The sequence below is a fragment of the Nocardioides sp. J9 genome (assembly GCF_007829375.1).
Classification (GTDB): Bacteria; Actinomycetota; Actinomycetes; order Propionibacteriales; family Nocardioidaceae; genus Nocardioides.
The window spans coordinates 1-12,421 of sequence record NZ_VLJQ01000004.1 but is presented as its reverse complement, the minus strand read 5'-3'; the positions used below and the strand labels follow the sequence as shown (position 1 = coordinate 12,421).

At 71.1% G+C, this 12,421-nt stretch carries 7 protein-coding genes; 2 read left to right on the top strand and 5 right to left on the bottom strand.

Annotated features, from left to right (window positions below; all coding sequences use genetic code 11):
* Positions 1 to 144 precede the first annotated feature (144 nt).
* Both L615_RS01400 and htpX read left to right on the top strand, forming a co-directional pair.
* The gene (locus tag L615_RS01400) at positions 145 to 942 is read left to right on the top strand and encodes a DNA-formamidopyrimidine glycosylase family protein (RefSeq protein ID WP_145723859.1); all 798 of its coding nucleotides are present in this window, start codon (positions 145 to 147) and stop codon (positions 940 to 942) included.
* Positions 943 to 1,005: 63 nt separating this feature from the next.
* Positions 1,006 to 1,881, top strand: coding sequence for a zinc metalloprotease HtpX (gene htpX, locus L615_RS01395; protein WP_028655439.1), 876 nt, complete (start codon positions 1,006 to 1,008; stop codon positions 1,879 to 1,881).
* A 118-nt stretch (positions 1,882 to 1,999) separates the two neighbouring features.
* Here the strand turns inward: htpX and L615_RS01390 are convergent, their stop codons facing one another.
* The 5 genes from L615_RS01390 to L615_RS01370 form a co-directional block, all read right to left on the bottom strand.
* Positions 2,000 to 2,308 (bottom strand): helix-turn-helix domain-containing protein, encoded by a 309-nt coding sequence (locus tag L615_RS01390; RefSeq protein WP_036517468.1) that lies wholly within the window; start codon positions 2,306 to 2,308, stop codon positions 2,000 to 2,002.
* A gap of 56 nt (positions 2,309 to 2,364) precedes the next feature.
* On the bottom strand, positions 2,365 to 2,865 hold the full coding sequence (locus tag L615_RS01385; RefSeq protein WP_036517466.1) for a CinA family protein: 501 nt from the start codon (positions 2,863 to 2,865) through the stop codon (positions 2,365 to 2,367).
* 66 nt (positions 2,866 to 2,931) lie between these two features.
* A complete protein-coding gene (locus L615_RS01380; RefSeq protein WP_145723858.1) occupies positions 2,932 to 10,674 on the bottom strand; it encodes an ExeM/NucH family extracellular endonuclease in 7,743 nt (2,580 codons plus the stop codon).
* A 276-nt stretch (positions 10,675 to 10,950) separates the two neighbouring features.
* On the bottom strand, positions 10,951 to 11,511 hold the full coding sequence (locus L615_RS01375; protein ID WP_396954685.1) for a CDP-alcohol phosphatidyltransferase family protein: 561 nt from the start codon (positions 11,509 to 11,511) through the stop codon (positions 10,951 to 10,953).
* 80 nt (positions 11,512 to 11,591) lie between these two features.
* Positions 11,592 to 12,421, bottom strand: an 830-nt coding sequence (locus L615_RS01370; protein ID WP_145723857.1) for a radical SAM protein, incomplete at its 5' end; no start/stop codon positions are given.

The window sequence follows — 12,421 nt, the reverse complement described above, 5'->3', positions numbered from 1 at the left end:
CGCGCCTCCCGCCGCGCTGCCGGCCGGGGCTTGAACTGGCCGAGCGCGTCTCCGGCGCGATGATGGGGAGCAGCAAGCTGCTGTCACGCGCCTCCCGCCGCGCTGCCGGTCGGGGCTCTCGTCGATCGCCCAGGAGGGGAAACCGTGCCCGAAGGTGATGCGGTCCGGCGCACCGGCATGCGGCTGGACCGGGCGCTGGCGGGGCGGGTGCTGACGTCCAGCGACTTCCGGGTGCCGGCGTACGCGACCGTCGACCTGGCCGGCGCCACGGTGGTCGGCACGGTGACCCACGGGAAGCACCTGCTGACCCGGATCGAGCCGGTCGAGGGTCCACCGCTGACCCTGCACACCCACCTGAAGATGGAGGGCAGCTGGCGGGTCGTGAAGCCCGGCCAGCGCTGGTCCGGCCCTGCGCACGAGGCGCGGGTGGTGCTCACCACCGCTGAGAGCCAGGCGATCGGGTTCCGCCTCGGCGTCGTCGAGCTCATCCCGACCGCCGACGAGCACACCGTCGTCGGGCACCTCGGACCCGACTTCCTCGGCCCGTGGACGGAGGCCGACGAGCAGGAGGCGCTGGCCCGGCTGACCGCCCGCCCGGACCGCCGCGTCGGCGACGCCCTGCTCGACCAGACCGTGGCCGCCGGTGCGGGCACGATCTGGACCGCCGAGACCTGCTTCGTCAACGGGGTGAACCCGATGGCGCCGGTGTCGTCGGTGCGCGACCCGCTGCGCCTGCTGCGCCGCACCCGGCAGATGCTGCAGGCCGCGGTCCCGCGGGCCGACCCGATCACCACCGGCGACCGCCGCAACCCGCTGTGGGTGTTCCGCCGGCAGCGCAAGTCGTGCCTGCGCTGCGGGACGCCGATCCAGGCCGGCTCCCTGGGCGAGGCCGGGCGCGAGCGCACGACGTACTGGTGCCCCCACTGCCAGCCGATGCCGTGACCGGAGCGACCCACGTCACTTCCGCCCCGGAACACCGCGCCGGTCCCCGTTCGTTGCCCTGACATGCACGGCCACCACAACGGACTCAAGACTGCTGCCCTGTTCGGGGCGATCTTCGCCCTGCTGCTCGCTGTCGGTGGGTTGATCGCGGCGGCCACCGGCAGCTCGGCGTTCATCTGGATCTTCGCGCTCATCGGCGTCGGTACGACGGCCTACGGCTACTGGAACTCCGACAAGCTGGCGATCCGTGCCATGCATGCCTACCCGGTCTCCGAGGCCCAGCAGCCGGCGATGTACCGGATCGTCCGCGAGCTGTCGACGAAGGCCGGCCAGCCGATGCCGGCGCTCTACGTCTCGCCCACCCAGGCGCCGAACGCGTTCGCCACCGGCCGCGACCCGCAGCACGCGGCCGTGTGCTGCACCGAGGGCATCCTCGACCTGCTCGACGAGCGCGAGCTGCGCGGCGTGCTCGGCCACGAGCTGATGCACGTCTACAACCGCGACATCCTCACCGGCTCGGTGGCGGCGGCGGTCGCCGGCGTGATCAGCTCGGTCGCGCAGTTCCTCGCGTTCACCTCGATCTTCGGCGGGGGCAGCGACGAGGACCGCCCGAACCCGCTGGTCATGGTCGCGACCGCCCTGCTCGCGCCGTTCGCGGCCGCGGTGATCCAGATGGCGATCAGCCGGACCCGGGAGTACGACGCCGACGAGGACGGCGCCGCCCTCACCGGCGACCCGCTGGCCCTGGCCTCGGCGCTGCGCAAGCTCGAGGTCGGCACGGCCCGCGCGCCGCTCGCGCCCACCCCGCAGGTCCAGAGCGCCAGCCACATGATGATCGCGAACCCGTTCCGGGCCGCCGACGTGCAGCGCTTCTTCTCCACCCACCCGCCGATGGCGGACCGGATCGCGCGGCTCGAGGCGATGGCCGGGCGCCGCTGACGGCGTACTGGGTGACGTCTTCTTGCGCTTGATGACGGTTGCAACCGTCACCAGGCGCAGGAATCCCCGGTCAGCCGGGGATTCCTGCAGCGGTCAGGCAGCGATCAGGCAGCGACGGTCAGGCAGCCGAGGGGACGACCTCGCCGGCGGGGCGCGGCGTGATCAGCGTGGGGGCCGAGGCGACCAGGGCGGCCTCCTCGAGGGCGACGGCGTCGGCGACCTCGCGCAGCACGTCGGAGAGCGGCATGTCGAGCGCATCGCACAGCGAGGACAGCAGCTCGGAGGAGGCTTCCTTCTGGCCGCGCTCGATCTCGGAGATGTAGCCGAGGCTGACGCGGGCGGCTCCGGAGACCTCGCGCAGGGTCAGACCGAGCTCGGTGCGGCGACTGCGCAGGATGTCACCGAGCGAGCGGCGAAACAGCACCATCTCGATCTCCCTTCCCTGGACGTTGCGGTCCCGGACCCTCTGGTCCTGAACCAACGCTACCCGAGGGCCGAATCTTCCGCTGGCCGACGGTCCGACGCAATCGTCTCAGCCAGCACCGACAGTGCCTCGTCGACGGTCGCCTCCTGGATGGTGGCGCGGTCACCGTCGAGCGCCAGCTCGACCGCCTCGACGCCGCCGGGGCCCGCGATGCCCACGAAGACCGTGCCGACCGGCTTGCCCTCCTGGCGGTCGGGGCCGGCGACCCCGGTGGTGCTCACGGCGTACGTCGTGCCGAGCACCCGGCGCACCCCGGCGGCCATCTCGCGGGCGCACTCGGCGGAGACCACCCCGTGCTGCTCGACGGTCGAGGCCGCGACGCCGAGCACATCGACCTTGACCTGGGTCTGGTAGCTCACGACGCCGCCCGCGTACACCGCCGAGGATCCCGGGACGTTCGTCACCCGCGCGGCGACCCGGCCGCCGGTCAGCGACTCGGCTGTCGCGAGGGTGGCGTCGAGGTCCTTCAGCAGCGAGACGAGGTCGGCCGGTGATCCCATGGCACGCATCGTGCCACGCGACCACCGGCCGACCGGGTCTGTCCTGCCTGCGGGCCGTGGGGACCGTCAGCGCCGCACGACGAAGACGCTGGTGTTCGTCGTCCGCGGGTTGAGGGCCTTCGAACCGGCGTAGGTGACCTTCACCCGCTTGGTCCCCACCTTCGGGAACCGGGCCAGGGTGATGACGGCCTTGCCGTTGACGACCTTCGCAGAGCGGGCCTTGATGCCGGAGGCCGCCACCGTCACCTTGCCCGTGACCGCCAGGCCGTCGGGGTTGGTGAGGGTGACCGTCACCCGGACCTGCGTCTTCTTCACCACGACCTTGGCCGGGCCGGTGCGGACCCGCATGTTGACCGGGCCGCGGGCGACCTTGGCGGTCTTCACCGAGGTGGCCGTGGCGTCGGCGTAGCCCTCGGCACCGACGGTGACCCGGACGCTGATCCGCTTGCCCGCGAGGGCACCCGTCAGCCGGAGCTTCGGGGCCGTCTTCCCGCCGAGCACCGCGCCGTCGGCCAGCCACTGGTAGCTGACGTCCCCGGCGGCCGGGAGCCACACGCCCGGGTGGGCGGTGAGCTCACGGCCGACGCGGACCGTGCCGGTGACGGTCGGCTTCACCGAGTTGACGATGGTGCCCCGGGCCACCGGGGCCGTCGGCTCCGAGTCCGCGCTCGCGTCGTCCAGGCCAGCGCCGGAGGCGGTCACCCGGAAGGTGATCACCTTGTCGACCTCGGCCGGCGTCAGCGTGTACGTCGACGCCGTGGCGCCGTCGATCTCCGCGCCGTCGGCGAGCCACTGGTAGGTGACGTCGTCCGGCTCGGGCGAGAAGGTGCCCTCGACCCCGGTCAGGGTGTTCCCGACCTTCGGGGTGCCCGAGATCGTCGGCAGCTCGCAGGTGGCGAAGCCGTCGGCCTCGAGCACGGTGATCGGCACCCGGACCTCGGTCCCGGTCGCCTCGCCGACGAGGGTGAGCTCCGTGTCGCCGGCCGGCGGGCAGCCGGTCAGTGCCACGTCGACGCTCGCCGTGCCGTACTGGTCGTAGCGCTCCGTGCCGACGGTGTTGTCCACCGCGGCCGCACCCAGGACCTGGTCGCCGAGCTTGACGAGGAGCTCGTCGTCCTGGACGTCACCGGGGGCGGTCATCGCCCACGAACCGACGTCGAACCTCACGCGGTCACCCGGTGCGTAGGCCGCGGGGGCGTCCGCGGGGAGCTCGACCTGGACCGCACGCTGGCTGTAGTCGACCGGGAGCGGCTCCTCGTCGGAGAACTCCGCCATGTAGTCGACCATGGCAGCCAGGTCGACCTTGCCGGTGTCCTTCTTGTCGGTGCCGTTCGCGAGCTCGCGGAAGTTGTCGCCACCGGAGGCGAGGAAGGAGTTCACCGTGACCGAGTAGGTCTCGGCCAGGTCGATCGGCTCGCCGTTGAGCCACATCCCGGTGATCTCACCCTCGAACGTCGGGACCTCCGCGTCCTCCGGTCCCACCAGGACCGGCCGCTCCACGTAGGTGTAGGTGAAGCCCTTCGAGACACCGAGCTTGAGGAACGGACGGCTCGGAACCGCAGGGGGCTCGTCCGCCGTTCGCTGCCACTGCTGCTCGAGGACCGTCTTGATCTGGGCGCCGGTGAGGTCCATGTTGACCAAGGTGTTGGCGAACGGCTGGACGACCGCCGCGCCCTTGTAGGTCAGCTCGCGCACCCCACCGACCGGCGTGCCGGCCATGTCCGAGCGCAACCCACCCGGGTTCATGAACGCGATCTCGGCGGCACCGGACTCGGGGCTCTCCGTCGCCCAGCGCTGCACCTCCGCGACGAGGTTGTTGAGCGTGGACTCGCCGCCCCGGTTCGGGTCGGTGCTGCCCTCCACCCGGGCCCGGTTGAACGGCGCTGCGATCTCGCCGATCTTCACCGACCCCAGCTCCTCGGCGACCTCCTTGGCGGCGTCGACGATCTCGCGGACGGCCGTGTCGCCGGGCGAGGAAGCCGTGATCGCGATGATCTCCTGCGTGGTGGCGACCACCTCGCCGGTGGCCTCGTCGACCGAGAAGACCAGCTGGTTGACGTTCTGGCCGTACTGGCCGGCGGAGACGACCGGGCGCTCGGTCACGGCACGCCCGCCGTCGACCCACTCCTGCACCGGGAAGGAGCAGTTGTAGGCGAGGTGGGTGTGGCCCGAGATGATCGCGTCCACGTCGGCCGAGACGTTCTGGGTGATGTTGCCCCACACGGTGCCGGGGTTGGTGAACTGCGGCGAGGCACAGCTGGTCGACCCGGAACCCTCGTGGACCAGGAGGACCACCAGGTCGGCACCGTCCTCCTTGAGGTCGGCCGCGGCGGCGTTGGTCGCGTCGACGATGTCGGTGACCGTCAGCCCCTCGATGCCCGCCGGCGTGACCAGCGACGGGAGCTCCTCGGTCACGGCGCCGACGAAGCCGACGGTGACGCCGCCGAAGTCCTTCGTCCACGTCTCGGCGAGGTCGTCGCGACCCTCGGGCTCCTCGACGTTGGCGGCGATGTACTCCCAGTCCGCACGGTCCTGCACGCGGCCCACGAGGTCCTCGTAGCCCTGGTCGAACTCGTGGTTGCCAGCAGCGGAGACCTCGAGGCCGGCCTCGTTGAGCGCGTCGATCGTCGGCTCGTCCTTCTGGATGAAGGACTCGAAGGTGGACGCACCGATCAGGTCACCGGCGGCCGCGAAGACCGTGTCCGGGTACTCCTCGCGCAGCTGCTTCACCGTGCCGGCCAACCGCTCCGCCGGGCAGAGGACCGTGGCCGGCGGAGCCGGTGTGCCCTCGGCGCAGGTGGCGGTGGCCGGCGCCTCGTCGGCCATCAGGCGACCGTGGAAGTCGTTGGTGCCGATGATCTGGATGTCCCGGACGCCGTCGCTGACGTCGATGAGCAGCGGCACGGAGGTCCCGGTGGTGGGCCCGACCACGGTCAGCTCGCGGACGCCCTCGGCGACGTCGCCCGGCAGCGTGACCGACACCGAGGCGGTGCCGTAGCTGTCGTAGGGCTTGTTGCCGACGGTGTTGTCGACCGGGACCGAGCCGAGCACCTCGTCGCCGAGCCTGACCTGCAGCTCGGTGTCCTGCTTGTCACCGGGTGCCGTCATCGCCCACGAGCCGATCGAGAACTCGACGGTGTCGCCCGGGGCGTAGGCCTCCGGGGCGTCAGCGGGGAGCTCGAGCAGCACCGCGCGCTGGCTGTAGTCGACCTCGAGCGGGTTCTGCTCGTCGTACTGCTCCATGAACTCGACCATCGCGGCGAGGTCGACCTTGCCGGTGTCCTTCTTGTCCGCGCCGTTGGCGAGCTCACGGAAGTTGTCACCGCCGGCGGCGAGGAAGGAGTTGGCCGCGACGGTGTACGTCGCACCCAGGTCGACGGGCTCGCCGTCGAGCCACATCCCGGTCACGGTGCCCTTGAAGGTGTTGACCGGGGCCGTGCCCGGCACCGACACCGTCTGCGGGGTCTCCACGTAGGTGTAGGTGAAGCCGGACGACGCACCGAGCCGCAGGAACGGACGTGACGGCACGGTGCCCGCCGGGGTGCGCTGCCACTGCTGCTCCAGCACGGTCTTGATCTGGGCACCCGTCAGCCCGACGGTGACCAGCGTGTTGGCGAACGGCTGCACGTCGGCGGCCTGCCGGTAGGTGAGGTCGCGCAGGTCGGTCTCGGGGTCCTCGGTGCCGAGCATGTCGGCACGCAGGCCACCGGGGTTCATGAAGGCGATGTCCGCGCCGGTCGCCGAGCGCTGCGCCTCGGCGACGAGGTTCGACAGCGTCGACTCGCCACCGCGGTTCTCGGTCGCGCCGGCCGAGGAGAGGTACGACGCACGCCGGAACTCGCCGTCCATGGAGCCCAGGACCTCGCTGCCCTGCTCGTCGGCGACCTCCACCGCGGCGTCGACGATGGCCTGCACCGCCGGGTCCGGGGCGTAGCCGACACCGGCCGCGGCGACGACGTCCTGGCCGATCGCGACCAGGTTGTCGGTCCCCTGCTCGAACTTGAAGACGAGCTGGTTGAGGTTCGTGCCGTACTGGCCGGCCGAGACGACGGGACGCTTGGTGACCGCACGCTCGTCGGTCACCCACTCGTCGACGGTGTAGCGGCAGTTGTAGGCCAGGTGGGTGTGGCCGGAGATGATCGCGTCCACGTCGGCCGAGGTGCCCTGGGCGATGTTGCCGAACACCGTCGCCGGGTCGGTGAACCCGGGCGAGGAGCAGTCGGTGGTCGGCGCGCCCTCGTGGACGAGCAGCACCACCAGGTCGACGGGGTCGTCACCGGACTTGAGCTCGGCCGCCGCGGCGTTGGTCGCGTCGACGACGTCGGTGACGGTGATCCCCTCGATGCCCTCCTGGTTGACCAGGTTGGGCAGGTCCTCGGTCACGGCACCGACGAAGCCGATCCGCTTGCCGCCGACCTCGGCGACGAAGGTCTCGGCCACCCGGTCCTCCTCCGCGATGGACGCGTCGTAGTCGAGGTTGCTGGCGATGTACTCCCACTCGGCGCGGTCGCGCACGCGGCCGGCCAGGTCGGCGTACCCGCGGTCGAACTCGTGGTTGCCCGCGGCCGAGACCTCGAGGCCCATCTCGTTGAGCACGTCGATGGTCGGCTCGTCGTCCTGGATGAAGGACTCGAAGGTGGACGCACCGATCAGGTCACCCGCGGCAACGAAGACCGTGTCCGGGTTCTGCTGCCGCAGCTCCTCGAGCGCGGTTGCGAAGGGCGCCGCACCTGCGGCGTTGCCGCCGTCGGGCAGCAGCCGGCCGTGGAAGTCGTTCGTGCCGACGACCTGGACCTCGTCGTACTCCGTCGGGGTGAAGTCCGGGACGTCGATGCCGACGACCTCCGGGTTGTGGTCCGAGGTGCCCCACGGCTGGTTCGGCAGCCAGAAGTCGGTGACGTTGTAGTTGTAGCGGCTGTACTGGAAGGACGCGGCCTCGTTGGCGTTGATCTCCCAGATGTCGGCGCCGGTCACCATCGCCATGGCGGCGTCGTTGGCCAGGACGTGGTCCAGCGACCCGGACAGGCCGCTGAAGGAGTAGCTCTCGTCGCTCTCCTCGTCGGACTCGATCAGCTGGAAGCCGGCGTCCTCGCTGGTGAGGACCTTGATCGGCTCCTCCATCGTGTAGGAGTTGAAGTCACCGGCGAGGAAGATCGGCTCGACGTCGCGGGCCGCGGCGAAGTCCTCGGCGAACTGCAGCAGGCGCGTTGCCTGGCGGACGCGGTCGCCGTTGAAGGCGCCGACCTCGGCGTTCGCCTCGTTGTCGCCCGCGGCGCACTTCTCCGGCTGGGTCTGCGCCTCATTGGAGGTGCAGCTGTCGCCCTTGGACTTGAAGTGGTTGACGATGACCGCGAACCCGTCGCTGTCCGGGGCGCCCTTGGCCTTGAAGACCTGGGCGAGCGGCTCACGGGCGTTCGCGAACTCGTCGGTGCCGAAGAGCATGTCGGAGCTGCCGACCGGCTCGACCTTCTGCTTCTTGTAGATGAAGGCGCCGCGGATGGTGTCCTGCTCGGCGACGGCGTCGGCGGTGAGCGCCTTGCCGGGGCTCTTCACGTAGGCCCAGGTGTCGGGCGCGGCCACGTTGAGGACCTCGACCAGGCGCGCCAGCGCGTCGTCGCGGTTGGTCTCGCCGGGCAGCTTGATCGAGTTCTCGATCTCCTCCAGGCCGATCACGTCGGCGCCGAGGGCGTTGATCGTGTGCGCGAGCTTCTCCTCCTGGCGGGCCAGGCTCACAGCGGTGGCGGCACCGCGCGGACCGCGACCGTCGTTGGTGTTCGCCTCGTTCTGCTCGGTGTCCGGGTCGTCGAGCAGGCGCACACCGCAGGAGTTGTTGCCGATCCGGTTGCTCTGCCGGTCGGTGTAGTAGGTGCAGAAGGTGTTGAGCGGCGGGTCCTGCTGCGGTCCGGCCGCGGCGTAGGCCTCGCCCGTGGTGTTGAAGTAGTTGAGGACGTTGAAGGTCGCGATGGTCAGGTCACCGGTGGCGCCGAGCACGTCCTTCGGGCCGGCGGCGTCCGCGGACCGGGTGTCCTCGAAGGTCGCGACCGCGGCGCCGTCGGTGGTCACCGGCGTCTGCGGCTGGAGCTTCCAGATGTCGTTGCGGAAGTCGAGGACGACCGGGGCGTGGAACTCGACGCCCGCGCCGACCCGCGGCGGGTTGGGGTTGGCCGCGTTGCCCTGGGTCAGCCACGGCACCGGCTGGGCCTTGGTGGTCTGGTTGGCCAGGTAGTTGACGCCCGTGCCGTCGTCGAGGGTGATGGCGCGCTCGGCATTCTCGTCGCGGACGGCCTGCAGGGCTGCCTCGTCGCCGGCGTCGGCGAACTCGGTCGGCTGCTTGAGCGGCTCGTCCCCGGCGGCCAGGCCGACCTCGGCGTACTGGTTGGTCGAGTAGGAGTTGGTGACCGTGAACTCGCCCGTGGGCGCGATGAGCATGCTCTCGAGCGCCTCGCGCTCGGACTCGGTGGTGGGCCACGGCGTCTCGACCGGCGTGACGGGCGGCAGCGGCGTGCCGAGCTCGACGACCTGCGCGGCCGTGGTGTTGATCTCGGTCAGCCCGAAGAACTCGCTCACCCGGCCGGTCACGCGCACGGAGTCGCCGACCTCGATGCCGGACGGCACCGGGTTGTTGTTGCCGTAGTAGACGAAGATGCCGTCGGAGGCGCCCGGCGTGGCGTCCGTGCTGCCACCGGTGCCGCCGGTCTGGATGGTGAAGCCGTCGAAGCCGCTGTTGGCGAACGCCGGGTCCTGGTAGAAACCGGTGACGACACCGGTCGTGGTCACCTGCTCGGGACCCTGGCCGGTGCCGGTCGCCGGTGCGTACGGCGAGCGGTCGCTGTTGCCCTGGATGGTCGCGATCGGCAGGACCTCCGGCGCCGGGCCGACGGTGATGGTGAAGCTGACGTCGTCGGTCTGCACCGGGTCGGAGCTGTCGGACACCGTGGCGGTGACCGGGAAGGTGCCCTGCTCGTTCGGCGAGCCGGACAGCACGCCGGCGGCGGAGAGGCTCAGCCCGTCGGGCAGCTCGCTCCCGGTCGCCCACGAGTACGGCTCCGTGCCACCGGAGGCGGTCAGCGTGGCGCTGACCTGCGCGTCGACGGTGGTGACGATGTCGGACTGGCTGCCCGCAGCGAGGTCCTGCGGCTCGGGGTCACCCTCGGTGACCGAGGAGTTCTGCGGCGTCGGGCCGCCGGTGGTGAAGTCGGCCGCGTTGTCGTCGGTATCGGCGTGCGTCGCGTTGCGGCTGATCGACGTCGAGTTGACCGTACCCGGCGCCTTGCCGGTGCCCTCGAACGAGTAGGTGCCGCCACTGGCACTCCCCCAGCCGACCATGTCGACGACGCCGGGAACGCCGACCATGTTGCCGGTGCCCGGGCTCAGCAGGGTCGTGTTGTCGACCAGGAAGACCTGCCCACCGCCTCCGCCCATGGCGATGGTCCCCACGACGTCCGGGTCGGGCAGTGCGGGCTGGGAGCCGGCTCCGTCCGCGGCCTTGACGAGGAAGTAGCCATGAGCAGGAACCGTGCCGGCGAGCGGCGTGATGTTGCTGGTGCCGACCGCCGTGGCGCCGGCCTCAGCCCGGTACTGGATCGACCATCCGTCGACCGAGATCGGGGCGCCCGTCGGGTTGAACAGCTCGACGAAGTCGCTCTTGTAGGTCGCTCCGCTGTTGCCCCCTCCCCCGTAGACCTCGTTGATCACCAGGCCGGTGCCCTCCGGGTTCGCCGCGACCGGCGACGCCGCGACGACCGTGAGCCCCGAGAGGGTGATGGCTGCTCCGAGGGAGCCGAACAACAACTGCTTCGCAGGACGCATCGATCTTCTTCCGGGAGTCGCAGAGCGGCACCGAGCAGGACGGCCCGAGGGCGCCGTGCGGGGTGGTGAGGGTGGGGAAGAGCCCTGACCCTAGACCGCGGACCCCGGTTCCTGACAAGAAGTTGAGAAAAAGTCCGGCAACGATTTCGTGAAGATCCGGTGCTGGTGACCCCTCGCGCCGCAGGGACGCCGGTCAGGGCGCCCGCTCCACGGACGAATTGCGTCTCACCCCGGACGCCCTCAGCAGGGCGGCGGGACGCCCGGAGGCGGTGGGCGTCAGGCGGCCGGCGCGCCGGAGCGGATCTGGTGGCGCTGCTTCCAGACGTCGCGGAAGAACTCGTAGCCCGACCACAGGGTCAGCACGAACGCGATGAGCAGCAGGCCGACGGCGCCGACGTACGTCACCTCGCCGGGGACGTCGAGCCAGCCGTCGACCTCGAGCAGCGGCAGGGTCAGGAAGCCGAGCGCCAGGGCCTGGACGGCGGTCTTCCACTTGCCGCTGGCGGCAGCCGCGATGACGACCGACTTCAGCACCGACAGGCGCAGCAGGGTGACGGCCCACTCGCGGACCAGGACGACCACGGTGATGGTCCACATCCACCAGGTGTCCATGATGATCGACAGGCCGATGAAGGCCATGCCGGTGATCGCCTTGTCGGCGATCGGGTCGGCGATCTTGCCGAAGTCCGTGACCAGGTTGCGGGCGCGCGCGATGTCGCCGTCGATCTTGTCGGTGACCATCGCGACGAAGAAGATGCCCCAGGCGACGGTGCGCCAGGTGACGGAGTCGCCGCCGTCGTGGAGCAGCACCCAGCCGTAGACCGGCACGAGGACGATGCGCAGCGTGGTCAGCGCGTTGGGGAGGTTCCAGTTGCTCGGCTTCGCCGGGGCGGTGCCCTGCTCGGTGCCGGTCTCGCTCAYCGCTGTCCTCCTGCCGGTTCGGCGATCAGGTCGACGCCGTCGCTCGCGACGACGAGCGCCGTGAGGATGTCGCCCACCCGGGCGTCCGGTGCGCCGAGCACGCGGGTGGTGCCGTCGACCTCGGGGCCCTGCTGCGCGGCGCGGCCCTCGACGGTGCCGTCACCGGTGCCGTCGGGGTCGACCTCCTCGACGAGCACCTCGACGGTGGTGCCGATGCGCTCCTCGGCCCGCTCGGACGTGAGCTCGGCGACGAGGTCGTTGAGGTGCTGGACGCGGGCGCGGATCTCGTCGTCGTCGAGCTTGCCGTCGAGGTCGGCGGCCTCGGTGCCGTCCTCGTCGGAGTAGCCGAACACGCCGGTGACGTCCATCCGTGCGGCGACGAGGAAGTCGCACAGCGTCTGGAACTCCTCCTCGGTCTCGCCGGGGAAGCCGACGATGACGTTGGAGCGCACGCCCGCCTCGGGCGCGAGGCCACGGACCTGCTCGAGCAGGCCGAGGAAGCTGTCCGGGTCGCCGAAGCGGCGCATCCGGCGCAGCACCGTGGCGCTGGCGTGCTGGAAGGACAGGTCGAAGTACGGCGCCACGCCGGGTGTGGTCGCGATGGCGCGGACCAGGCCGGGGCGGGTCTCGGCGGGCTGGAGGTAGGACACCCGGACCCGCTCGATGCCGTCGACGGCCGCGAGCTCGGGCAGCAGCGTCTCGAGCAGGCCGAGGTCGCCGAGGTCCTTGCCGTAGGACGTGGAGTTCTCCGAGACGAGGAAGAGCTCCTTGACGCCCTGCCCGGCCAGCCAGTGGGCCTCCTGCAGCACGTCGGAGGGGCGGCGGC